Here is a 23,669-nt window from a genome sequence, read left to right on the forward strand (position 1 = left end):
AGGATGGGGAATAATAAATTGATAAAAATAAATAGATATTTCATTCCATATATAATAGTTCTAATGATTATTGGATTTAAAGAAAAATTGATAATATCATTTATAGTAGTGTTTATACATGAATTTATACATTATTTAACTGCTAGAATGCTAGGGTTTAAAGGATTTGATGTAGAAATATTGCCTATAGGCACAGTATTAAGATTAAAGGATATTGAAGAAGCTTCTCCTAATGAAGATTTAATAATTGCTTTATCTGCGCCAATTATAAATTTAATTGCAGCAGGTATATTTTATTTATTATATAACAATTATTCTATAGATATATATAATTTATTATTTCAATGTAATTTTGTTATAGGAAGTTTCAATCTTATACCTGCTTATCCATTGGATGGAGGAAGAATATTAAGAGATTTAATAAATTTTAAATATATATATAAAGTTGCAAATAAAGTAACTGTTAACATCAGTTTGATTATAGGATTATTGTTAATTTTTTATTATCTTTTTTTATTTTTTGCAGGAATAAAAAGCATAAATTTAGGTATCATAGCTTTATTTATAATTTTATCATCCTTAAAGGAAAGAGAAAGGATAGTATATTTAATTATGGGAGATATTATTAAGAAGAAATATAAATTTATAAAAAGAGGATATATAGAGAATAAAAGCATTTCTATTTATTATAAAAAAGATCTTGTAAGTGTATTGAGTATTGTAGAGAAAAATAAATACAATATATTTTTTGTTTTAGATGAAAGTATGAAGCTTATGGATATAATATATGAAGAAGAAATAATAGAAGCGCTAAAACTTTATGGCAATGTAACCTTAGAAGAATTGATGGAAATTCAAGATAAACTAGAGATATAAATTAGTTTTCAATTTGTTAATTTATATGTTAGAATATAAAATTGAATAACCTATGAGGAGGTATTTTAATGAACGTAATTTCAGATGATATACTATATAAAGTAGAGAAACCAGCTAGATATATAGGGGAAGAATTTAATTCATATAAAAAAGATAAAGAAAAAGTAGATATAAGATATGCATTTTGTTTTCCAGATGTTTATGAAGTTGGAATGTCCCATCTGGGATCTAAAATACTTTATTATGTTTTAAATGAAAGAGAAGATACTTATTGCGAGAGGGCTTATGCACCATGGCCAGACATGGAAAAGCTTATGAGAGAAAATAATATTCCATCTTTTACATTAGAAACTAAAGATTCTTTGAAAGAGTTTGATATGTTAGGATTTACTCTTCAATATGAAATGAGTTATACAAATATATTAAATATGTTAAATATGGCCGATATAAACGTAAGAGCCTCAGAAAGAGGAGAAGAAGATCCAATAATCATGTGTGGAGGCCCTTGTGCCTATAATCCAGAACCTCTTTATGATATACCAGATATGTTTATTATGGGAGAAGGAGAAGAGGTCTTAAATGAAATATTAGATTTGTATAAAGAATATAAACATAGAAGTAAAAAAGAATTTCTAAGAGCTGTTTGCAAAATAGAAGGAGTTTATGTACCATCTTTATATGAAGTATCTTATAAAGAGGATGGAACTATAAAAGAATTCAAGCCTTTATATGATGATGTGCCAAAAAAGGTAAAAAAGAGAATAATAGCTAATTTTAATGAGGTACCATATCCCGATAAACTTATAGTACCGTATACAGAGATAGTTCATGATAGAATTACTTTAGAAACTTTTAGAGGGTGTACTAGAGGATGTAGGTTTTGTCAGGCAGGTATGATTTATAGGCCAATTAGAGAAAAGAAAACAGATAAGCTTATGGAGTTAGCAGAAGGCCTTTTAAAAACTACGGGATATAATGAAATCTCTCTAACTTCTTTAAGTATATGTGATTATTCTGATATAAGAAATCTTATTTATTCTTTAATAGAGAAACATAAGGATGAAAAGGTAGGGGTATCACTGCCATCACTTAGAATAGATTCTTTTTATGTGGATTTAATTAATGAAATTCAAAAGGTGAGAAAAACAGGATTAACTTTTGCTCCAGAAGCAGGTACTCAGAGAATGAGAGATGTTATAAATAAGGGAGTTACAGAAGAAGATCTTTTGAATGCTACAAGAAGTGCTTTTGAATCCGGTTGGTCAACTATAAAGCTTTATTATATGATAGGTCTTCCTTATGAAACTATAGAGGATGCTAAGGGAATTGCATTTACCACTGAGAAAGTGGTAGATGAATACTATAAGATTCCAAAAGAAAAAAGAAAAAAAGGTTTAAAAGTAACAGCTAGTGCGTCTATATTTGTTCCTAAACCTTTTACACCTTTTCAATGGGCTCCTCAACTCAGAGAAGAGGATGTTATGGAAAGAGTATATGCTATAAAGGATTCTATAAAAAGTAGAGCTATATCCTTTAATTATCATGCTTCAAAGGTAAGCTTTTTAGAAGCTATTTTTGCAAGAGGAGATAGAAGAGTTTGTAACGTGCTAGTAGAAGCATCTAAAAATGGGGCTAAGTTTGATGGTTGGTCTGAATATTTTAATTATGAAATATGGATGAATGCTTTTAAAAAATGTGGAGTGGATCCAGAATTTTATTCTTATAGAGAAAGAAGCTATGATGAAATACTGCCTTGGGATTTTATAAACATTGGAGTAAAGAAAGAATTTCTTATTAGTGAAAATAATAAAGCCAAAGAGGGAATAATTACACCAGATTGTAGATTAGGTTGTACAAATTGTGGCGTGAATGTAAATCTAGAAGGGAAGTGCTTTGAAGGTGCGATATCTAATAAAATTCAGTAAAGAAAGTAACATAAAATTTGTATCTCATTTAGATTTGATGAGAACTTTACAAAAAATTATAAAAAGAGCAGGACTTCCTATAGAGTACTCAAAAGGATTTAATCCTCATATGAGTCTTTCTATAGCACAACCTTTGTCTGTAGGAATGTATTCCAAAGGTGAGTATATGGATATAGTTCTTAAAGAAGAGTTAAGTACTATTTATATAAAAGATAAATTAAATGATAATTCTCCTTCTGGTGTTAAGTTTATAGAGGTAATTAAGATAAGAAAAGCAAAAGATAATGAAAAAAAGATACCACAGTCAATGGCTGCAATAGAAGGAGCTAGTTATTCGATAAAAATAAAATATAATAATACAGAAAGCTTAGAACAAGAAATTAATAAGTTACCTAGTATAAAAGAATGGAATGTTATTAAAAAAGGAAAAAAAGGAGAAAAGGAAATAAATATTAGACCTATGTTGAAAAAATTTAAATATAAAATAACAGATAATATTTTAAATCTTCAAGTACTTGTTAGTTGTGGTAGTAGAGAAAACTTATCAGCAGATCTCTTAAGTAAATTTATTCAAGATAACACATCAAATGTCAATAGAGATGCTTTTGTGCAAATAGAAAGAGAAGAGATGTATGGAATTAAGAATAAAAAGTATATACCCCTTCATGAATTTTTAGAAAGAATGTAGACGAAGAAGAGTGGTGTTTAAAGTGAAAGAAATATTTATAGAGCGTCAAGAGAATATTTTAAGAATTGTGTTAAAGAAGAATAATAAATTAAAAGAATGTTTTATAGAGCAGTATAAAGGAGAACCAGTTGTTGGTGAAATATATAAAGGTATTGTAAAAAATATAGTACCGGGTATAAAATGTGCATTTGTGGATATTGGACATAAAGAAAATTGCTATATGTATATGGATAGAAAATTTAAAAATACAAATATAAAAAAAGGCGATGAAATGATGGTCCAAGTAATGAAGGAAGCCATAGGTAAGAAAGGACCTAAAATTACAAATGCTGTATCTATACCGGGTAGATATTGTGTGTTAAATACATTAGATACATCTATAAGTTTTTCTAAAAAGATAATAAATGAAGACATTAAAGCATATATAAAAGAGAACTTAAAAAAGCCAAAAGATATTGGTATTATGATAAGAACCAATGGAGAAAATGTTCCTGTAGAAATAATAAATGAAGAAATTAAAAAAATATATAAGTTATATGATGAAATTAGAAGAAAGTCAAATTATTCGATAAAACCAACATTATTATTAAGAACTGGCGGATTATTAGGAAGAGTACTAAGGGATAAGCTAGATAATAGTACAATAAAAATATATGTTAATACTATAGAGGATTATAATGAAATAGAAAACTATATCTGTAGTGCTAAAGATACTAATGTACATTTAGAACTGCACAAAGATGAAAGAGAACTATTTGAATTTTATGGTATTGAAAAAGAAATACTGAAATTAAGAAATAGAAAAGTTCAATTGAATTGTGGTGGATACATAATTATTGAAAAAACAGAGGCTATGTATGTAATAGATGTTAATTCAGGGAAAAATACTGGCAGTAGCTCCTTGAAAAAAACAGCTTTTATTACAAATATGCAGGCAGCGGAAGAAATCGCAAATCAAATAATACTGAGAAATTTAAGTGGTATTATACTTATAGATTTTATTGATATGAATGAAGAAGAGGAAAAATTAAAAGTATTAAACAAACTTCAAGAAGGTTTTTATACAGATAAAAGTAAAACAGTTATATATCCCTTTACTCAATTAAATTTAGTTCAAATAGCAAGAAGAAGAGTAGGAAAAGCAATTTATGATTATATAGATGAACCTTGTAGAGAATGTAATGGAAATGGAAGAAGAATTAAATTATCATATGTTAATTTTTTAATAAAAAATGAATTGAAAAATATAAAAAATAACATAAAACATGTTTATATAGAAATTAGTAAAATATATGAAGAAGAAATAAAAGGGGATATTTTGGGTTTTATAAAGACAATAAATGCATTAGATAAAAATATTTACTTAAATTTTGTTAATGAAGAAAATTATTTTAAAGTTGAACCGCTCATTTTTATGAATCAAATAGAAAATTTACAAATGTATAAGGTATATGGATAAAAAACTTTACAAAGTATTTTATATATGTTAAAATGGCTTTTGTAGACCGCACAGAAAAGGCTTAAATCATAGTTTTGGCTATGTGCCTTAATTGGCGAGACTGGATTGAGGAGGTGTTTTTAATGTACGCAATATTAGTTACTGGAGGAAAACAATACAAAGTATCTGAAGGAGACGTTATTTTCGTTGAAAAGTTAGATGCTGAAGTTGATGGAACTGTAGAACTAGACAATATACTTGCAGTAAGCAAGGAAAATGGAGAGTTTGTAGTTGGAAAGCCTGTAGTTGAAGGAGCTAAAGTTACTGCTAAAGTTGTAAAGCAGGGCAAAGCTAAAAAAATACTTGTATTCAAATACAAGAGAAAGAAAGACTACAGAAAGAGACAAGGACATAGACAGCCTTACACAAAACTTCAAATAGAAAAAATTAATGCATAATTATGATTAAGGCAGTATTTAAGAAAAGAGAAGATAATATAGTTTCTTTTACAATAAAAGGTCATGCTAATTCAGTAGATGAAGGGTATGATATGGTTTGTAGTGCTGTTTCTGCTATATCTTTAGCTATAGCTAATGGTATTACTGAAATTGTAAAAGCAAAGGCTTGCATAGGCACTGAAGATGGTTTTTTGAGTTTAAGCTTAGAAGATGAGAATGTTGAAACAATACATAAGTGTCAAATTTTAATGCAGACTATGTTACTTGGATTAAAAAGTGTAGAAAAAAGTTACGGTGAATATATAAAAATAAAATTAGAGGAGGTGGAATAGAATGTTAATTATGAACCTTCAGTTATTTGCTCATAAAAAAGGAGTAGGTAGCTCAAGAAACGGTAGAGATAGTGAAGCAAAAAGACTTGGTGTAAAATCAGCAGATGGTCAGTTTGTTTTAGCGGGAAACATCCTTGTTAGACAAAGAGGAACTAAGATTCATCCAGGTGTAAATGTAGGTAAAGGTAGCGATGATACTTTATTTGCAAAGATTGACGGAGTAGTTAAATACGAAAGAGTTGGTAAGGATAAGAAAAAAGCTTCTGTATATCCAATAGAAGTTGAAGAAACAGTTGCAGCTGAATAATTTAAAGCACCCTTTGTTTAGGGTGCTTTTTTTAAAATTTATATAGAGGGGTTATTATGTTATGGAGGAAATACATGGATTCATAGAATCATTAAGAGAACAAAGACATGATTTCATGAATGAGCTTCAAATTATATATGGATATCTACAAGTTGACAAATATGATAAGGCTAAAGAATTCATAAAGAAAATAAGTTTAGAAAATGAATCATTAAGTCAAATATATAGTTTGGGGGATAACTATTTAGGTTACTGTTTAGAAAAAAATATAAAAAGAGTTAGTTCTAGAGACATAGATGTTAATATAGATATAGAAATATCACATTTTAGCAAAAAACATTTTTATAATGAATACAATAAAAAAATAAATTTAGTAAATAATATATTTAATGATTTAGAAAAAATTGATTCTAAATCTATATGTATATATATTTTTGAAGACTCTATGGGAGAAGGAATATTTATTTCTAACAGTGAGTCAATGATAGATGAGATGAATTGGATGGAAAACTGGGAAAATATAGATGTGTCTGTAGAAGGAATTAAAATTTATAAATGTAGTTATAAAAATGAATTAGCCTATAGGCTAATATTTTAAAATAATATGTAAAAAAATAACAAAAGAGGTGAATTTAATTGTTTATAGATAGAGCGAAAATATTTGTTAAATCTGGAGATGGCGGAAATGGAGCTGTATCTTTTAGAAGAGAAAAGTATATTCCACTAGGAGGACCAGATGGTGGCGATGGAGGTAAGGGTGGCGATGTAGTATTAATAGCAGATCAAAATATGACTACTCTTATGGACTTTACATATAAGAAGAAATATGCGGCTGAAAGAGGAGAAAATGGTTCTGGATCTAAATGCTATGGTAAAGATGGAGAAAGCTTATATATAAAAGTTCCCATGGGAACCATTATAAGAGATAAAGAGTCAAATAAAATTATGGCAGATCTTTCTCACCCAGGAGATAAATTTATAGTAGCTAAAGGTGGAAAAGGTGGAAAAGGTAATGTGAGATTTGCAACAGCTACAAGGCAAGCACCAAATTTTGCTGAGCCAGGTATGCCAGGAGAAGAAAGATATATAGTGTTAGAATTAAAATTACTTGCAGATGTAGGATTAATAGGTTTTCCTAATGTAGGTAAATCAACTATATTGTCTATAGTATCTAATGCTAAACCAAAGATTGCAAACTATCATTTTACTACATTAAGTCCTAATTTAGGAGTTGTTGCTACTAAGGGAATTCAACCATTTGTTATAGCAGATATTCCAGGAATAATAGAAGGTGCTTCAGAAGGTGTAGGATTAGGACTAGATTTTTTAAGACATATAGAAAGAACAAGGCTTCTTATACATGTAGTAGATATTTCAGGTATAGAAGGAAGAGATCCTTTTGAAGATTTCATGAGAATAAATGAAGAATTAAAAAAATATAGTGTAAAATTATGGGATAGACCTCAAATAGTAGTGGCAAACAAAAGCGATATATTAGAAGATGAAGCAGTTTTTTTAGAGTTTAAAGAAAAAGTGGAGAAATTAGGATACAAAGATATATTTAAAATATCTGCAGCTACAAGGCAAGGTATAGATGAACTTATGAAAGAAGCAGCTAGAGTTTTATCAACTATACCAGTAAAAGACTTAGAAATAGATGAAGAAGAAAGATTTATTCCAGAAGACAAGAAGTTTACATATACTATAAGAAAAGAAGATAATATATATATAATTGAAGGAAGTTTTGTAGATAGATTATTGGCTAGTGTAAATGTAAATGATCCTGATGGATTAAGATACTTCCATACAGTACTTAGGAATAAAGGTATTTTAGATGAATTAATCAAAATGGGAATTAAGGATGAAGATACAGTAAGACTTAATGATTTTGAATTTGACTTTGTATTATAATATTATTAGGAGGGAGGATAGGTATGATAACTAGCAAGCAAAGAAGTTATTTAAGATCCATTGCAAACACAATTCAACCTATATTTCAAATAGGCAAAGGTGGAATAGAAGAAAACTTTTTAAAACAAATAGAAGATGCTTTAGAAGCCAGAGAAATAATTAAGATAACAGTATTAAACAATAGTGGATTAACAGCTCGTGAGGCATCAGATATTATATGTGAGGAATTAAAGTGTGAAGGAGTTCAATCTATAGGAAATAGATTAGTTATATATAAGAAATCAAAAAAGAAGCCTAAAATAGAATTACCATAGAAATTTAAGTTGAGAGGTTAGATTTATTATGAAAAAAGAAGCTATATTTGGAGGTACCTTTGATCCTATTCACAATGGTCACCTTCATATAGCCTATGAGGCATTGTATAGGTTAAATTTAGATAAGATAATTTTTATGCCTTCAGGAAATCCGCCACATAAATCTAATAAAAAAATTACTAACAGTTATATCAGATATGAGATGGTACATATGGCTATTAAGGAAGAGAAGAAGTTTGAAATAAGCGATTATGAGATAAAAAAGACAAGATTGAGTTACACTTATGAAACATTAGAATATTTCAAAAACACTTTTCCTTCTGTGCAATGGTATTTTCTCACAGGAGTTGATTGTTTAATGGATTTGCATAAATGGAAAAATATAGATAAAATAATGAAAAATTGTGAATTTGTAGTCTTTAATAGACCTGGATACAATAAAGATACAGTAATAAGACAAAAAAAAAGTGTGGAAAAAATATACAATAGGAAAATAATTTTTTTAGATATACCATTGTTAGATATATCTTCTACAGATGTGAGAAAATTAATTAAAGAAAATAAAAATGTAAGATATTTTCTTCCAGAAAGTGTTTATAATACAATTAAGGAATTAAAATTATATATTTGATTTTATAAAGTTGAGGAATATTTATTTGCATTTTTACTATTAGGAGTGATAAAAGGGATGTGGAGTGAGGAACATATAGAATCTTATTTAAAGGAAAAGTTAGAAAGTAAGAGATTCCTTCATAGTTTAAGTGTAAGAGATACCGCTGTTAAAATGGCTAGACACTATGGAGTGGATGAATATAAAGCAAGAATAGCTGGATTGGTACATGATTGTGCTAAAAATATTAAGGGTTACGAATTAATAAATATAGTTAAAAAACATGGATATAAAGTTAATGAAATTTATGAAGAAAGTCCTCAACTTTTACATGGATTAGTTGGTGCCATTATTGCAAGAGATATTATGGGAATAAAAGATAAGGAAATATTCAATGCAATAGCTTATCATACTACAGGAAGAAAAAATATGACACTATTGGAAAAGATAATATATCTTGCAGATTACATAGAACCTTTAAGAAAATATCCTGGTGTAGATGAACTTAGAAAGTTAAGTTATGATAATATAGATAAGGCAATAGTTAAATCTTTTGATATAACTATAAAATATGTTATTGAAAGAGGACAAATGCTTCATTTAGATACTATAGAAGCAAGAAATTACCTAATCAAAATAGTAGGTGAGTAGTGATGAAGAAGAGAAAAAAAAATAAGTTTAGATTTTTTATCTTATTGTTTATAGTTTTATTTATAGTAATGATAGGAGGATTATATCTCTATTTATTAAGTTTTAGAAATAGTTCAAATAGTGGGTATGGGTTAGCTTCTGTTGAAAAAAAAGAAGTTTTAGATGGAGAACCAGTGAATATATTAGTTATGGGTGTTGACATAGGCAATCCTAATAATAAAGATGAACCAACAAGGACAGATACCATTATGTTAATAAATTATAATCCATCTAATGAAACTATAAATATGGTTTCAATACCAAGAGATACACTTATAAAAATAAACGAGAAAAATCAAAAGATTAATGCTGCTCATGCAATAGGAGGAGTAAAATACCTCATACAAGAAGTAGAAAAGCTTTTAAACTTAAATATAAATTATTATGGAAAAGTTAATTATGAAGGTTTTAGAAAGATTATAGATAGTATAGGTGGAGTTGATATGGAAATTGCTCAGAATATGTATTATGATGATGCATCTCAAGATCTTCATATTAATTTTAAAGAGGGAGAGACTGTCCATCTAGATGGTAAAAAGGCAGAAGAATTTTTTAGATGGAGAAAAAACAATGATGGTACAGGATTGGCAGGAGGAGATATAGAAAGAATAAATAATCAGCATATATTTATAAAAAAAGTTTTAGGTAAGTTTAAAAGTCCTACTATTATACCAAGATTACCAGGTCTAATGAGTGCATTGCCTAAATATGCGGAAACCAATATGGATCCAGAAGAAATAATAAAGTATGCATATACTTTTTTAAAAGTAGATAAAGACAATATAAAGATAAGTACACTAAAAGGAGATGCTAAATATATAGGAAGAATTTCATATTTTATATATAGTGAAAAAGCTAATAAGGATTTATTATTAGCACTGCAAGGAGTTAAGAATGATAACTTTGACAGAAGTAATATAAAAGTTGAAATATTAAATGGTACAAATATAAATGGATTAGCAGGTAATTTGTCTTCTAAAATGCAAAAAAGAGGATATTCTAACATAAAAACTGGAAATGGTGAAAAAACTTCAAAATCAAAAATAATAGTAAGAGATATAGATAAAAAGTTTATAAATTTAATAAAAAGAGATTTTAATATAAGTAATATAGAAAGTGAAGACTATAGACAAGGAGATTTCAATATAACTATATTATTAGGAGAAGATTTTAATAGATAATTATTAGGAGTAGTTATGAGCAGTTTATTAAATTTCAAATATGAAAAAGATGATAAATTAAAGCTTAAAGAATATTTAAGAATAGAATTAAAACTTTCAGGCAGGCTTATAAGAGGCGCTGCAAAAGATGGAAGAATTAAAGTTAACGGAGAAAGAGCTAATCTTAAACATATATTAAAACAAGGAGATTTAGTGGAAATATGTGTTGATAAAGAAGAGAGTCAAAATATAGAACCAGAAGAAATGAATTTAGATGTAGTATATGAAGATGAAGATATTATAGTTATTAATAAAAAGCCAGGAATGGTAGTGCATCCTACTAAAAGATATCCTACAGGTACTTTAGCAAATGGATTGTTGCATTATTTCAAGAGTAAAGGTGAAAATTGTATAGTAAGATTAGTTAGCAGATTAGATATGGATACTTCAGGACTTATAATAATAGCTAAAAATCAATTTTCTCATATGGCATTAGCAAGAGATATGGGAGAAGAATTTTTTCAAAAGGGATATATAGCAGTTGTGCATGGAGCTATGGAAGAGTTAGAGGGAACAATAGACTTACCTATTTACAGACCGGGAGAAGGAAGTATAAATAGAATAGTAGATGATAGAGGACAAGAAAGTGTAACTCACTACAGGGTTTTAGAAAAATTTTCAAAGTGTTCAATTGTGAGTTTAGTTTTGGAAACTGGTAGAACGCATCAAATAAGAGTACACTTAAGTCATTTAGGTCATCCATTATTTGGGGATGTTTTGTATGGAGGGAATTATGATGATAGTAATTATATTCGTAGGCAGGCCCTTCATGCTTATAAACTATCATTTCCTCATCCTAGGACTCGAGAAATCATTAATTTAGAGTGTAGTTTACCAGAAGATATGCATGACTTAATTGATACTTTAAGAAGAGCTAATAATTAAATTTAATTATTAGCTTTTCTTTTTTTTAGTTTAATTATTGATGCTATTACAATTATACATAATGTTAAAGATATAATTATAGTTAAAGTTTTACTAGAAGTTATCTTATTGTTTAAAAATTTATAGGAAGTTATAATATGATCTGAATCACTTGACAAATTTAAAGTTCCTATAGATTTATCCTTTAAAATAATTGATGCAGTTGAAATATTATCACCTTTTTTAAAGGATAAAGAAGATAAATCTTTTTTATCTAAAATTACTGATGCTTCAGAGGGATCTTTTTTATTTTTTATATAGTAAAAATCATCATTAGCCAATAGATTGATATTTAAATCTTTATTGTTATATGTACTAACTATATCACCTTTTGAATACATTTTAACTAATTCAAAGTTATTGTATCCATAATTAAAAAGCTTTATTGCATCCGGAAAGAAGGTTTTGTTTTTATCGTGAATTAAAGCAAGAATAAGTCTTTCATCATTTCTAGTTGCACTAGCTACATATGAATGTTCTGACTGAATAGTATATCCTGTTTTACCAGCTTCACAACCTTCATAATAATATGTAGAAGAATTTTGGATTAATTTATTTTTATTCCAAAGAGGTCTAGTTTTTTTACACTTGTTAGTAGGAGCAATTTTATAAGAAATAGCTGTAGAAATTTTAGTATATTCAGGATGTTTTACAACCTCCCTCATTATAAGAGCTAAATCTCTAGCAGTAGTTCTATGCTTGTCATCATATAAACCGCTCGGATTAACAAAGTTTGTATTTTTACATCCTAATTCTTTTGCTCTCTCATTCATAAGTTTTGCGAAATTTTCAATAGAACCGCCTATATGTTCAGCTAAAGCTTCTGCACAATCATTAGCAGACTCTAATAAAAGAGCATATAATAAATCTTTAACTTTCAGTTTTTCATTTTCGTAAATAAATATTTTACTACCATCTGCTAAAGGGGGTTTTTTTCCTACAGTAACTATGTCATCTAATTTACAATTTTCTAATGTAAGTAATGCAGTCATAATTTTAGTAGTAGAAGCTGGCGCATATGGTTTATCTATACTTTTTTCATATAATATTGTACCAGTAGTAGCATCCATTAGAATTGCTCCATAAGCAGATACTTTGGGTGGGGCATCCTTAGCATTTACAAAGTTCGAACTTATACTAAGAAAAAGAATAAATAAAGTTGTAAATAAAGTAAACGTTTTTTTCATGTTATCCTCCTTTGTTTTGCTAAAAATAATTATATCAAAAATTTTTATTCTGTGCGATATTAATTTTTTCAAAATTGTCAATAATTAAGAGAAAGAATATATAACTTAGGAGTGATTATTTTGAAAGAAAAGAAAAAAATAATAGGTTCCATAGTCCTTGTTTCTATGTTTATATTCTTTATTTTTATAGGATATTTTATATCAAAACCTGAAAAGAATTATAAAAAAGAGGATATATTCGTAGATAATACTGTAAAGGGAGAAGAAAAAAAATCTATTACTATTTATGTGAATGGTGAAGTTAAAAAGCCTGGAGTGTATAAATTAAAGGAAAATAGTAGAATAGAAGATGGAATTAAAATTGCAGGAGGATTTACTGAAAACGCAGACAAAGATAGATTGAATTTAGCAAAAAGATTGAAAGATGAAGATTATGTATATGTGGATGAATTGAAAAATAATAATGATGATATTAAAAGTGAAAAAAATAATAGCAAAGAAGGTAGTATAAATAATAACGGAAAAATAAATATAAATAAGGCATCAAAAGAAGAGTTAAAAACAATTCCAGGAGTTGGAGAAGTAACAGCTGAAAAAATAATAGATTATAGAGAAAAAAATAGGGGTTTTAACTCTATAGATGAATTGAAGAAAATAGAAAGAATTGGAGAAAAAACTTTTGAAAAATTTAAGGATAAAGTAGATATAAGATAATAACAAATGAAAATTTTATTAATATATGAGTAGATTAATATTTAAGTAGTATTTGAAAAAATATACAGGTAATATATAATTAATATAGTATTATAAATTAAATTAAGAAAGTAGGTGACTTTAATGGTTAAACTTACATCCATGTCTAGAACAGCTGGATGAGCAGCGAAAATAGGGCCAGAAACCCTTTCAAAAATCTTAGGTAGGTTACCTGAGATGAAAGATAATAATTTAATGGTTGGAATAGAAACTTCCGATGATGCAGCAGTGTATAAATTAAATGAAGATACAGCTATTATACAAACCCTTGATTTTTTTACTCCAATAGTTGATGATGCATATATTTTTGGACAAATAGCTGCAGCTAACTCCTTAAGTGATATCTATGCAATGGGGGGGGAACCATTAGTTGCCTTGAATATAGTATGTTTTCCATCATGCTTACCAGTAGAAATATTAGGAGAAATACTAAGAGGAGGAGCTGACAAAGTAATAGAAGCAGGAGCTGTAGTTGTGGGAGGACATTCTGTTGAGGATAATGAACCTAAGTATGGACTATCTGTTACAGGAGAAGTTAATCCCAAAAAAGTTTTAAGAAATTATGGATGCAACGTTGGAGATATATTAATTTTAACAAAGCCATTAGGGATTGGAATAATAAATACTGCAATTAAAGGTGGACTTGCATCAGAGGAAAGTTATAAAAAAGCAGTAAAAATAATGACAACTTTAAACAAATATGCAGCAGATATTATAAATAAATATGATGTAACAGCTTGTACAGATATAACTGGTTTTGGACTTATGGGTCATAGTTACGAAATGGCTTCGGCATCAAAAGTAAGTTTTAAAATTTATAAAGAATTGATTCCCTATATAGAGGAAAGTAGAGAATATGCTGAAATGGGTATTGTGCCAGAAGGAGCCTATAGAAATAAAGAATATTTAAAAGGAAAGTATTCTTTAATGAATGTATTGGAATGGATGGAAGATATATTATTTGATCCTCAAACTTCGGGAGGTCTTTTATTTTCCATATCTAAAGAGTTAGGTGAAAATATAATAGAAGAATTAGGTAAGTTAGAAATAGAATCTTCTATTATAGGAGAGGTAATTCCTTTAGAAGAAAATATTTTGATAGTAGAATAAGGGTGAACATATTGGTAAATAAGAAGGAACTATTAAGAAATCTGCCTAAGGTTGATGAGATTTTAAAAGAAGAAGTAATATTGCAAAAATTAAATGAAAATCCTAGGACTTTAATAGTTCAGTGCGTAAGGGAAAGTATAGACTATTATAGAAATAGAATAATTAAAGAAGAAATGAATTGTTTAACAAAGAATGAAATAATAAAGATGGTTCTTCTTTATCTAGATAAAAAGAATGCAATGAGTCTTAAAAAGGTAATTAATGCTACAGGGGTTATAATACACACTAATTTAGGCAGAGCAATTTTATGTGAAGAAGCAATTAGAAAAATTGCAGAAGTATCAGGAAGTTACAATAATCTGGAGTATAATTTACAAGAAGCACAAAGAGGATCTAGATATGAATATGTAGAATATTTGATTAAGTATTTAACAGGAGCAGAAGCTGCTATGGTAGTAAATAATAATGCAGCTGCGATACTTTTAGTTTTAAATACATTATGTAAAAATAAACAAGCTATAGTTTCTAGAGGAGAATTAGTTGAAATAGGTGGAGCGTTTAGAATACCAGATATAATGAAATTCAGTGGAGTAGAATTAATAGAGGTTGGTACTACTAATAGAACTCATTTATATGACTATGAAAATAGTATAAATGAAAATACTGGAGTTTTATTAAGAGTACATACATCTAACTTTAAAATAATAGGTTTTACTGAGAAGATTTCCTTAGAAGAATTAGTACAGTTAGGTAAAAAGAGAAATATACCTATAATTGAGGATATAGGAAGTGGCACGTTCATTGATTTTTCTAAACATGGAGTTAGCTTTGAACCTACTGTTCAGGAAAGTATAAAAAAGGGAATAGATATTGTAACTTTTAGTGGAGATAAGATGTTAGGTGGGCCTCAAGCTGGAATCATTGTTGGAAAAAAGAGTTTAATTGATGAAATAAAAAAGAATCAGTTAACAAGGGCAGTAAGAGTTGATAAGTTGACTTTAGCTGCTCTTGAAGGCACTTTAAAAATGTATTTGAACAGTGAACAGGCAATAGAAAATATTCCTACCTTACATATGATTTTAAGCTCTAAAACATTACATAAGACTAGAGGAGAAAAACTGAAAAGAAAGTTAAAAAGAAAGTTGAAAAACTTTAGTTTTTATTTAGCAGAAGATTATTCAATAGTAGGGGGAGGCTCTATGCCACAGGAAAAAATAGAAACCTATGTATTGAAAATAAAAAGTAATAAGTTTAAATCAGTAGAGATGGAAAGACTTCTAAGAGAAAACTACATACCTATTATTGTTAGAATAAATAAGGATGAAGTTATCATGGATTTAAGAACAATAATGGATAAGGACTATGATAGTATTTTAGAGGCACTTAAATATATAGATGAGCTTTAGGTGAAACGGAGAAAGATAATAAATGAGACATATAGTTATAGGAACAGCAGGCCATATAGATCATGGAAAGACCTCTCTTATAAAAGCTTTAACAGAACAGGATACAGATAGATTAAAAGAAGAAAAAAAAAGAGGTATATCTATAAATCTGGGATTTGCTTACTTAGATTTACCATGTGGTAAAAGAGCTGGAATAATCGATGTACCAGGACATGAAAAGTTTATAAAGAATATGTTGGCGGGGATAAGTAGTATAGATTTAGTTCTTATGGTTATAGCGGCGGATGAAGGAGTAATGCCTCAAACTAGAGAACATTTACAAATATTAAAGCTTTTAGATATAAAAAAAGGGATAGTAGTTTTAACTAAAACAGATTTGGTTCAGAAAGAGTGGATAAATATTGTAAAAGATGAAATAAAAAAAGAGATACAAGAAAGTTTTCTTCAAGAATCAAAAATATATGAAGTATCCTGTGTAACTAAAAAAGGAATAGAAGAACTTATAAAGGCTTTAGATGATATTAGTGAGGAATTAGAAGAAGAGAATATTAAGGAAGATTTTAGAATGTCTGTAGACAGAGTCTTTACTGTTAGTGGTTTTGGTACTGTGGTTACTGGTACAGTTTTAAATGGTATGGTAAATCAGGGGGAAACTATAGAGATATATCCTTCAAAGATAAATTGTAAAGTTAGAGGAATACAGGTACATGAACAAAAAGTGAATTTTGCTAAAATTGGACAAAGAACTGCATTGAATTTATCTAATGTAAAAGTAAAAGAGATTAAAAGAGGGGATGTAATATCTTCTATTAATGCTATGGAATCATCTATAATAATAGATTGTAGACTTCACTATTTAAAAGAGAATAACAAGCCTTTGAAAAATAGACAAAGAGTAAGATTACATCACGGTACATCAGAAATACTATGTAGAGTAGTAATACTTGATAAAGAAGACATAAGGCCAGGAGAAAGTGTTTATGTTCAGTTAAAACTTGAAAGTCCTATAGCTTGTAAAAGTGAGGACAGATTTATTATAAGAAATTATTCACCTATGTATACTATTGGTGGAGGAATTATTATAGATCCTGTAAGTAAAAAAGCAAAAAGGTTTGATAAAGATTACATAAATGAATTAAAGATTAAAGAAAATAGAAATGTGGAAGAAATATTAGAAAATGTTATTAAAAAATTTACAGAGCAAGTACCAGATAAAAATTTAATACAAAAACATTTAGATATTGATGATGAAGTGTTAAAAAAGGAAATTAATAAATTAAAAGACAAAGGAAAAATTATAGAAATATGTATAGATAACAATATTAGATATATTCATAATATTTATTGGAAAGAAAAAGCCAAAGGATTAATAGAAATATATAATGAAGCAGGGTTTTCACCACCAAAGTATGAAGAAATATTGGAAAAAGAAAATAATAAAAAAATATTTAACATAATATATTATTCTCTAATAAAAAATAAGGATATAATAATAATTAGTGAAGATATAGTTCTTTCTTGTAGTAATTATTATAAAGCAAAAAGAATAATTATAGATACTATTAATAAAAATGGTAATATTACATTAGCAGAATTTAGAGATATTCTTAATACTAGTAGAAAATATGCATTAGCAATAATAGAACACTTTGATAGTATTAAATTAACTAAGAGAATAGGGGATAAAAGAATTTTATATAGTGTTGACTTAAAAGAAACATTCGTATAAAATTATAGATAATATTTGGGAGTAGATAAGTGCTGGTGTGCTTACCAGTCTTCAAAACTGTGTTGTGGTGCTAATAACATCATGGGTGGGTTCGATTCCCACATGCTCCCGCCACATAAATAAAAAGTTAAATTTGAGGGCAGCTGTAATGTTTTATATATTGCAGCTGCTTATTTAGATTAAATATCTTAAGAAAAATCATTATAAGACATATTTTTTGAAGATATGCTTAAAATTTGTCATAAATAGAATAATAATATATAAAAATAGATTTAATTTAATATTCAAACTATTTCCATATAGATTGATGCAGATATTCTTGTGAGATATAATAACATATGTATTTAATAATAAAACATTGGGGATGAGAAAGTTGGAGATGATAGAGTTATTAAGGCAAAAGCTAAATGAATTAGTTACAAAAGAAACTACTTTAAGTAGGGGTGAAGTTCTTAAATTGAGTCAAGAATTAGACAAGCTTATATATAAATATTATAGTAGTACACCAGCATAAGTTGGTGTTTATTTTTTTGTAAATTTATATTGTATTAAATTCAAAATTAAATTGTTGAAAAATTAATTTTATATTGATAATATTAAAAAAAATAGGAGGAATTTTATTACAGACGTAGAATATATGAATGTATGACAGGTATATAATGGTATAGAGGGGGTAAATTAATGATTCATTTTAATCATAAAGAATTAGAAATTCTGGATTCTCAGAATTTTGCTAAATACATAAAAAATATTAATGATACTTTCTCTTATAATAATCAATTGGATTTTTTACAAGTTAGGAGTATTGTACTTATTGCTGTAAATAAAGATATATATTTTAAATGTAAAGATAATATAGTAAGGTTACTTATGTTATTAGCAATAACTAGTTTAGACAATGGAAAAAATTATAATTTTACTACAGAAGAAGTTATGGAAAGAATAAGTATTATTGTTAAATATTTTAAGATTAAGTCTCCTGAAATAATAAATAATACTGTTTATTTTAAACCTGATATGACTAAAATAGAAAAGCTTTTAGAAAAAGCTAAAAATGGAATTAAAGTTGGAAAAGAAGAAAATATAATATTTAAAATCTAAATATCTATATGCATGAGTATCAATTGCTCCAATTAAAACCTTGAAATTTCAAGGTTTTTTATTTTTGGTATCAAAAATAGTATTATAAAATTATGAAAAATGGTAATAATATATCTATAGATAACCTCTTCATTTTGTCCCGCTTAAGGCGGGGCTTTTTTTTATAATACATACTTTTCAGGAATAAAAAATAGTTTGGAGTTAAAAATAAAATTATAAGGGAGGTGTGGTAACATGCATAGAGAAGATAAGAAGAAATCTAAAAGAGGAAATAAAAAAAGTTCCAATCCTGATATTATTCATGTAGATGAAATGAAAAAACATAATAATAAAAATAAAAATTTATAAATATAATATTTAAACTATATAAAAAAGAGGAAGATTACTTCACCTTGTAGAATAATGTTATATGGATAAACTTGTGTGAAAATATATGAAAATTAATTTACTAGTTTATATATCTAATAAAACACAGAAAGGTGGAGTATTTTACATGAGTAAAAAAATAGAATTTAAATATGGAGACTTAGAGCAGATATTGGAATATAAACCAGGGCAAGAGATGGAATTTAATTTCCCTATGGGAGCCATATTTTTCGTTGGAAATAATCAAGGTATGGTATTTTGTAATAAAATACACGCTTTTAAAGAAAAAGCTCCAGATAAAGAATTTACTAAGTTTGCATTATATAATAATGATAATGCGGTTGGATATTTTTTCTTTGATTTAGATAAGAATATACAAATAATTCTTTCTTCAGATGATACAGTATTTAAACCTATATTTATATATAATGTTTTTTAAAAAGAGCTTTAGGCTCTTTTTTTATGTTGATTTAAATTTTATATTGATAAAAATATTAATACATAATACAATATATAAACGTTAGTTTTTATATTATAGGTATTAGTTGAAGCTAAAAATTTCTTAATTTATATTTAGAACTAAATTTATAGTCAAACATAGGAGGAGAAAGATTATGTATAAACTATTTGTTAAAAAATTAAATGAAGATGCTATTGTGCCTAATTATGCTCATGAAGGAGATGCAGGAATGGATTTATACTCTATTGAAAATAAATCCATAGAACCTGGAGAAACTGCATTAATACATACAGGTATAAGTATTGAATTATCAAAGGATACTGAAGCACAAGTAAGACCGAGAAGTGGATTAGCATTAAAACATTCTATAACGGTACTAAATACTCCAGGGACCATAGATGAAGGTTATAGAGGAGAAATTGGTGTAATATTAATAAATCATGGAAAAGAAGTTTTTATAGTTGAAAAGCATATGAAAATAGCTCAAATGGTTATTAAACCTACATATAAAGTGGAAGTGTGCGAAAAAGATATTCTTTCTGAAAGTGAAAGAGGTGCTGGTGGTTTTGGGTCAACTGGATTAAAATAATATTAAAGTTATTAAAATATAGAGAGAAGTGATAATATGTTTGATATAGATACTTGTGTAGCATTTATTACTAATAGTTCAGCTAAAAGAATAGCAGAATGTTTCAATGATAGATTAAGCAAGCTTGGAATTACAAGAGTTCAATGGATTGCATTATATTTTATGGGGAAATACGAAAATATAAGTCAAAGTGAATTAGCAGAAAAAATGGATATTAAAGCTTCTTCAGTGGCTAGACTAATTGATAGAATGGAAAGAGATGAATATGTAATTCGACAAAGAGATGAAAATGATAGAAGAATAATTCATTTGGTTTTAACTGAAAAAGGAAAAGAATTAAGAGAAAAAATTATGCCAGAAGGGGAAAAGATGAGTAAGTTAGCATCAAAAGGATTAACTGAAGAAGAAATAGGAATCTTTAAAAAGGTTTTAGAAAAGATGAAAGAGAATGTAGAAGAGGTTAAGAAATAATTTTATAACTTAATTATAATAAGTATATTGGAATTTATAAAAATAATTGCTATACTAATAATTAGTATAGCAATTATTTTTATATTTTATGGGAGGAATATATATGATTACTGAAATTAAGTTAGAAAAATTATCACCAGGGACTAAAGAAGGTAAAGTTGGCAAAGTGCATAAAAATATTGGAGACAGTATAAAAGTTGGAGATATATTACTAGAGGTTGAAGGGAAAAAAGGTAATATACCAGTGAAATCAAAAATAGAAGGAAAACTTACTAGTATAGAAGTAGAAGAAGGATCTACTGTGAAAATTGGAGATATATTAATGAAATTAAGCAATGAAGATGAATGTGAAGAATTTATGTGTGACAAAGAAAATTTTGCAGTGAAATTAGAAAATAGGTGTTGTAAAAAGACTTTAGAAGGAGATATTGCAATTATTGGAGGAGGTCCAGGAGGTTATGTAGCAGCTATACAAGGAGCTAAATCAGGAGCCAAAGTAATATTAATTGAAAAAGATAAGGTAGGAGGAACATGTTTAAATAGAGGATGTATACCTACTAAAGCTTTAGTTCGTTCAGCTGAAGTATATAATAATGTGAAAAATTCAGAGAAATTTGGTATACAGGTAGAAAACTATAATATAGATATGGAAAAAGTATTAGAAAGGAAAAATAGAATTGTAGAAAGTTTGGTCAGTGGAATAGAATACTTATTAGATAAACATAAAGTAACCTTTATAAAAGGTAATGGTAAGCTAATAGATACTACTACTTTACAAGTAGATGAAGATATCATAGTTAAAGCTAAAAATATAGTGATTGCTACTGGATCTAAAACATCTTATTTGCCTATAAAAGGAGCTAAATTAAAAAATGTTATTACTAGTGAAGAGGCTTTAGATTTAAAGAAATTACCAAAGAAAATGGTGATTGTTGGCGGAGGAGTTATAGGAATGGAGTTTGCTTTCATATATGCTAATATGGGAGTAGAAGTATATATTGTAGAATATTTTAATAATATTTTATCGGCTCTAGATGAAGATATAATTAATAAAATAACAAATATAGCTAAAGAAAAAGGAATAAAATTATATACAGGATGCAAAGTAGAGGAAATATTAGAAGGTGAAGGAGAAGAGTGTATAGTAAAGTTTAGCCAAAATGGAGATTTTAAATATATTTCTTGTAATAGTGTTTTAATGTCTATAGGCAGAGAACCTTTTTTTGAAAATATAGGTATAGAAAATTTGAATATTGAATTGAATGAAAAGGGCAAAGGAATAAAAGTCAACAACAGATTACAAACAAATATTCCTAATATATATGCTATAGGAGATGTGACTAATAAAATGCAGTTAGCACATGTAGCATCCCATCAAGGAATAATAGCTATAAAAAATATCCTAGGAGAAAATAAACATATGAAATATAATGCTGTTCCTAGCGTTATATTTACTGAGCCAGAAATAGCTACTGTAGGAATAACAGAAAAAATTGCGAAGGAAGAGAATAGGAATATAGAAACAGGTAAATTCCCTTTTTCAGCCAATGGAAAAGCTATGACTTTAGGAGAAAGTAGAGGTTTTGTGAAAATTATAAAGGATAAAGATACTGGAGAAATAATAGGAGGTAGTATTATAGGACCACATGCTTCAGATTTAATAGGAGAAGTTACTTTAGCCATAAGTAAAGGTTTAAGTTCAGAAGATATTATAGAAGCAATACATGCACATCCTACTACAGCAGAAGCAATACATGAAGCAACTTTATCAACAGAAGGTGGTGCAATACATTTTGCAGAATGATTGCAAACTTAAATTTATAAAATCAGATAGAGTAGACCCTTATTATAATTTAGCCTTAGAAGAATATTTATTAAACAATATAAAGGAAAATGAAGTTATTCTATATCTATGGCAAAATCAAAGTACTGTTGTTATTGGTAAAAATCAAAATCCTTGGAAAGAATGTATAATTTCAAATTTAAAAGAAGATGAAATTAAAATAGCTAGAAGATTATCTGGAGGCGGAGCGGTTTTTCATGATTTAGGAAATTTAAATTTTACATTTTTAATGAGAGAAGAATTATATAATTTAGAAAAACAATTACAGGTTATATTACAGGCTGTAAAAGATATAGGGATTAAAGCGGAGTTCACAGGAAGAAATGATATTACAATAGAAAATAAAAAGTTTTCAGGGAATGCTTTTTATTTTGATAATGATAAAGCTTATCATCATGGTACTTTATTAGTTAATAGCGATTTGAATAAGCTTAATAAGTATCTTAAGGTATCTAAAGAAAAAATAGAATCAAAAGGAATTGATTCTATAAGATCTAGAGTTGTAAATTTATCTGATATTATAGAAAGCATTACTTTAGAGAAAGTTATACATTCTATTAAAAAAAGTTTTTCCAAGGTATATGATGGTAAAATAGAACAACTTCAGCTTTCCTTAGAAAAAGATGAAGTTGAACAATTAGTGAAAAGATACTCTTCATGGAAATGGATATTTGGAGAAAGTCCTAATTTTAATGTGAATTTTACTAAAAGATTTTCTTTTGGTGAAATAGACATAGGCTTTATATTAAAGGATTCAAAAGTATATAAAGTTAATATATATTCTGATTTTATGAATGTAAAATTAATAGAAAAAATAAAAGATTCCCTAAAAGGTATAAATTTGCATATTGATGAAATTAAAAATAAATTAGATGATGTTCATGGAAATAAAGAAGAAGAAATTATGATAAATTGTATTAAGGTATGGTTACAAGATAAAGTGAAAAATATGTAAAGTTAA

At 27.4% G+C, this 23,669-nt stretch carries 26 protein-coding genes and 1 tRNA gene; 26 read left to right on the plus strand and 1 reads right to left on the minus strand.

Translation table 11 applies throughout. The features are described 5' to 3' along the window. Positions 1 to 18 precede the first annotated feature (18 nt). The 14 genes from J2Z24_RS00865 (at position 19) to J2Z24_RS00930 (ending at position 11,654) form a co-directional block, all read left to right on the plus strand. Complete coding sequence (locus J2Z24_RS00865) at positions 19 to 876, plus strand: M50 family metallopeptidase (protein ID WP_035144354.1); 858 nt, start codon at positions 19 to 21, stop codon at positions 874 to 876. A gap of 68 nt (positions 877 to 944) precedes the next feature. Then, entirely contained in the window at positions 945 to 2,801 is a 1,857-nt protein-coding gene (locus J2Z24_RS00870) for a TIGR03960 family B12-binding radical SAM protein (protein WP_035144355.1), read from the plus strand. Further along, positions 2,770 to 3,489, plus strand: coding sequence for a TIGR03936 family radical SAM-associated protein (locus J2Z24_RS00875; RefSeq protein ID WP_207714618.1), 720 nt, complete (start codon positions 2,770 to 2,772; stop codon positions 3,487 to 3,489). Before J2Z24_RS00870 ends, J2Z24_RS00875 begins: the two co-directional genes overlap by 32 nt. Before the next feature lie 22 nt (positions 3,490 to 3,511). Continuing rightward, a complete protein-coding gene (locus J2Z24_RS00880; RefSeq protein ID WP_035144357.1) occupies positions 3,512 to 4,948 on the plus strand; it encodes an Rne/Rng family ribonuclease in 1,437 nt (478 codons plus the stop codon). Positions 4,949 to 5,070: 122 nt separating this feature from the next. Continuing rightward, entirely contained in the window at positions 5,071 to 5,385 is a 315-nt protein-coding gene (rplU, locus tag J2Z24_RS00885; RefSeq protein WP_035144358.1) for a 50S ribosomal protein L21, read from the plus strand. Between the two features lie 2 nt (positions 5,386 to 5,387). Further along, on the plus strand, positions 5,388 to 5,717 hold the full coding sequence (locus J2Z24_RS00890; RefSeq protein ID WP_035144360.1) for a ribosomal-processing cysteine protease Prp: 330 nt from the start codon (positions 5,388 to 5,390) through the stop codon (positions 5,715 to 5,717). Between the two features lies 1 nt (position 5,718). Next, positions 5,719 to 6,024 carry a 50S ribosomal protein L27 gene (gene rpmA / locus J2Z24_RS00895; RefSeq protein ID WP_035144362.1) on the plus strand — a complete coding sequence of 102 codons (306 nt, stop codon included), beginning with the start codon at positions 5,719 to 5,721 and terminating at the stop codon, positions 6,022 to 6,024. 61 nt (positions 6,025 to 6,085) lie between these two features. After that, a complete protein-coding gene (locus J2Z24_RS00900; RefSeq protein ID WP_035144363.1) occupies positions 6,086 to 6,622 on the plus strand; it encodes a Spo0B domain-containing protein in 537 nt (178 codons plus the stop codon). Positions 6,623 to 6,660: 38 nt separating this feature from the next. Continuing rightward, complete coding sequence (obgE, locus tag J2Z24_RS00905) at positions 6,661 to 7,935, plus strand: GTPase ObgE (protein ID WP_035144365.1); 1,275 nt, start codon at positions 6,661 to 6,663, stop codon at positions 7,933 to 7,935. Between the two features lie 23 nt (positions 7,936 to 7,958). Further along, the gene (gene yhbY, locus J2Z24_RS00910; protein ID WP_035144366.1) at positions 7,959 to 8,249 is read left to right on the plus strand and encodes a ribosome assembly RNA-binding protein YhbY; all 291 of its coding nucleotides are present in this window, start codon (positions 7,959 to 7,961) and stop codon (positions 8,247 to 8,249) included. 28 nt (positions 8,250 to 8,277) lie between these two features. Continuing rightward, positions 8,278 to 8,880, plus strand: coding sequence for a nicotinate-nucleotide adenylyltransferase (nadD, locus tag J2Z24_RS00915; RefSeq protein ID WP_035144367.1), 603 nt, complete (start codon positions 8,278 to 8,280; stop codon positions 8,878 to 8,880). A gap of 57 nt (positions 8,881 to 8,937) precedes the next feature. After that, positions 8,938 to 9,510: a bis(5'-nucleosyl)-tetraphosphatase (symmetrical) YqeK gene (gene yqeK, locus J2Z24_RS00920; RefSeq protein ID WP_035144369.1), complete on the plus strand. Its 573-nt coding sequence runs from the start codon at positions 8,938 to 8,940 to the stop codon at positions 9,508 to 9,510. Positions 9,511 to 9,512: 2 nt separating this feature from the next. Beyond that, positions 9,513 to 10,730: an LCP family protein gene (locus tag J2Z24_RS00925; protein WP_035144370.1), complete on the plus strand. Its 1,218-nt coding sequence runs from the start codon at positions 9,513 to 9,515 to the stop codon at positions 10,728 to 10,730. 15 nt (positions 10,731 to 10,745) lie between these two features. After that, the gene (locus J2Z24_RS00930) at positions 10,746 to 11,654 is read left to right on the plus strand and encodes an RluA family pseudouridine synthase (protein WP_035144371.1); all 909 of its coding nucleotides are present in this window, start codon (positions 10,746 to 10,748) and stop codon (positions 11,652 to 11,654) included. A 2-nt stretch (positions 11,655 to 11,656) separates the two neighbouring features. Here J2Z24_RS00930 and J2Z24_RS00935 read toward each other — a convergent pair whose 3' ends face one another. Next, positions 11,657 to 12,880 carry a D-alanyl-D-alanine carboxypeptidase family protein gene (locus tag J2Z24_RS00935; protein WP_035144373.1) on the minus strand — a complete coding sequence of 408 codons (1,224 nt, stop codon included), beginning with the start codon at positions 12,878 to 12,880 and terminating at the stop codon, positions 11,657 to 11,659. 120 nt (positions 12,881 to 13,000) lie between these two features. Between J2Z24_RS00935 and J2Z24_RS00940 the strand changes: the two genes are divergently transcribed. From J2Z24_RS00940 to lplA, 12 genes are all read left to right on the plus strand, one after another. Beyond that, complete coding sequence (locus J2Z24_RS00940; RefSeq protein WP_035144374.1) at positions 13,001 to 13,594, plus strand: helix-hairpin-helix domain-containing protein; 594 nt, start codon at positions 13,001 to 13,003, stop codon at positions 13,592 to 13,594. Between the two features lie 123 nt (positions 13,595 to 13,717). Beyond that, a complete protein-coding gene (gene selD, locus J2Z24_RS00945) occupies positions 13,718 to 14,743 on the plus strand; it encodes a selenide, water dikinase SelD (RefSeq protein ID WP_085058951.1) in 1,026 nt (341 codons plus the stop codon). Between the two features lie 11 nt (positions 14,744 to 14,754). Next, a complete protein-coding gene (selA, locus tag J2Z24_RS00950) occupies positions 14,755 to 16,149 on the plus strand; it encodes an L-seryl-tRNA(Sec) selenium transferase (RefSeq protein WP_035144376.1) in 1,395 nt (464 codons plus the stop codon). Positions 16,150 to 16,171: 22 nt separating this feature from the next. Next, complete coding sequence (gene selB / locus J2Z24_RS00955) at positions 16,172 to 17,878, plus strand: selenocysteine-specific translation elongation factor (protein ID WP_035144377.1); 1,707 nt, start codon at positions 16,172 to 16,174, stop codon at positions 17,876 to 17,878. Positions 17,879 to 17,895: 17 nt separating this feature from the next. Beyond that, positions 17,896 to 17,992, plus strand: a tRNA-Sec gene (locus tag J2Z24_RS00960). A 265-nt stretch (positions 17,993 to 18,257) separates the two neighbouring features. After that, a complete protein-coding gene (locus J2Z24_RS00965; protein WP_241392977.1) occupies positions 18,258 to 18,392 on the plus strand; it encodes an aspartyl-phosphate phosphatase Spo0E family protein in 135 nt (44 codons plus the stop codon). Positions 18,393 to 18,559: 167 nt separating this feature from the next. Continuing rightward, positions 18,560 to 18,979: a hypothetical protein gene (locus tag J2Z24_RS00970; protein WP_035144378.1), complete on the plus strand. Its 420-nt coding sequence runs from the start codon at positions 18,560 to 18,562 to the stop codon at positions 18,977 to 18,979. A gap of 493 nt (positions 18,980 to 19,472) precedes the next feature. Then, on the plus strand, positions 19,473 to 19,784 hold the full coding sequence (locus tag J2Z24_RS00975) for a hypothetical protein (RefSeq protein ID WP_035144379.1): 312 nt from the start codon (positions 19,473 to 19,475) through the stop codon (positions 19,782 to 19,784). A 175-nt stretch (positions 19,785 to 19,959) separates the two neighbouring features. Beyond that, complete coding sequence (gene dut / locus J2Z24_RS00980; RefSeq protein WP_035144380.1) at positions 19,960 to 20,394, plus strand: dUTP diphosphatase; 435 nt, start codon at positions 19,960 to 19,962, stop codon at positions 20,392 to 20,394. 36 nt (positions 20,395 to 20,430) lie between these two features. Then, positions 20,431 to 20,865: a MarR family winged helix-turn-helix transcriptional regulator gene (locus J2Z24_RS00985; RefSeq protein WP_035144381.1), complete on the plus strand. Its 435-nt coding sequence runs from the start codon at positions 20,431 to 20,433 to the stop codon at positions 20,863 to 20,865. 103 nt (positions 20,866 to 20,968) lie between these two features. Then, positions 20,969 to 22,669 carry a dihydrolipoyl dehydrogenase gene (gene lpdA, locus J2Z24_RS00990; RefSeq protein ID WP_035144382.1) on the plus strand — a complete coding sequence of 567 codons (1,701 nt, stop codon included), beginning with the start codon at positions 20,969 to 20,971 and terminating at the stop codon, positions 22,667 to 22,669. After that, complete coding sequence (gene lplA, locus J2Z24_RS00995) at positions 22,659 to 23,663, plus strand: lipoate--protein ligase (RefSeq protein WP_035144383.1); 1,005 nt, start codon at positions 22,659 to 22,661, stop codon at positions 23,661 to 23,663. Before lpdA ends, lplA begins: the two co-directional genes overlap by 11 nt. The last annotated feature ends 6 nt before the right edge of the window (positions 23,664 to 23,669 follow it).

The organism is Clostridium tetanomorphum (assembly GCF_017873215.1).
Taxonomy (GTDB): Bacteria; Bacillota; Clostridia; order Clostridiales; family Clostridiaceae; genus Clostridium_AO; species Clostridium_AO tetanomorphum.

What these genes read in the sequence shown, in the direction of transcription:
- J2Z24_RS00870 (WP_035144355.1), top strand. Translation starts at nt 945, where the DNA reads ATGAACGTAATTTCAGATGATATACTATATAAAGTAGAGAAACCAGCT.
- rplU (WP_035144358.1), top strand. Translation starts at nt 5,071, where the DNA reads ATGTACGCAATATTAGTTACTGGAGGAAAACAATACAAAGTATCTGAA.
- J2Z24_RS00890 (WP_035144360.1), top strand. Translation starts at nt 5,388, where the DNA reads ATGATTAAGGCAGTATTTAAGAAAAGAGAAGATAATATAGTTTCTTTT.
- rpmA (WP_035144362.1), top strand. Translation starts at nt 5,719, where the DNA reads ATGTTAATTATGAACCTTCAGTTATTTGCTCATAAAAAAGGAGTAGGT.
- J2Z24_RS00900 (WP_035144363.1), top strand. Translation starts at nt 6,086, where the DNA reads ATGGAGGAAATACATGGATTCATAGAATCATTAAGAGAACAAAGACAT.
- yhbY (WP_035144366.1), top strand. Translation starts at nt 7,959, where the DNA reads ATGATAACTAGCAAGCAAAGAAGTTATTTAAGATCCATTGCAAACACA.
- nadD (WP_035144367.1), top strand. Translation starts at nt 8,278, where the DNA reads ATGAAAAAAGAAGCTATATTTGGAGGTACCTTTGATCCTATTCACAAT.
- yqeK (WP_035144369.1), top strand. Translation starts at nt 8,938, where the DNA reads ATGTGGAGTGAGGAACATATAGAATCTTATTTAAAGGAAAAGTTAGAA.
- J2Z24_RS00925 (WP_035144370.1), top strand. Translation starts at nt 9,513, where the DNA reads ATGAAGAAGAGAAAAAAAAATAAGTTTAGATTTTTTATCTTATTGTTT.
- J2Z24_RS00930 (WP_035144371.1), top strand. Translation starts at nt 10,746, where the DNA reads ATGAGCAGTTTATTAAATTTCAAATATGAAAAAGATGATAAATTAAAG.
- J2Z24_RS00935 (WP_035144373.1), bottom strand. Translation starts at nt 12,880, where the DNA reads ATGAAAAAAACGTTTACTTTATTTACAACTTTATTTATTCTTTTTCTT.
- selB (WP_035144377.1), top strand. Translation starts at nt 16,172, where the DNA reads ATGAGACATATAGTTATAGGAACAGCAGGCCATATAGATCATGGAAAG.
- J2Z24_RS00965 (WP_241392977.1), top strand. Translation starts at nt 18,258, where the DNA reads ATGATAGAGTTATTAAGGCAAAAGCTAAATGAATTAGTTACAAAAGAA.
- J2Z24_RS00970 (WP_035144378.1), top strand. Translation starts at nt 18,560, where the DNA reads ATGATTCATTTTAATCATAAAGAATTAGAAATTCTGGATTCTCAGAAT.
- J2Z24_RS00975 (WP_035144379.1), top strand. Translation starts at nt 19,473, where the DNA reads ATGAGTAAAAAAATAGAATTTAAATATGGAGACTTAGAGCAGATATTG.
- dut (WP_035144380.1), top strand. Translation starts at nt 19,960, where the DNA reads ATGTATAAACTATTTGTTAAAAAATTAAATGAAGATGCTATTGTGCCT.
- J2Z24_RS00985 (WP_035144381.1), top strand. Translation starts at nt 20,431, where the DNA reads ATGTTTGATATAGATACTTGTGTAGCATTTATTACTAATAGTTCAGCT.
- lpdA (WP_035144382.1), top strand. Translation starts at nt 20,969, where the DNA reads ATGATTACTGAAATTAAGTTAGAAAAATTATCACCAGGGACTAAAGAA.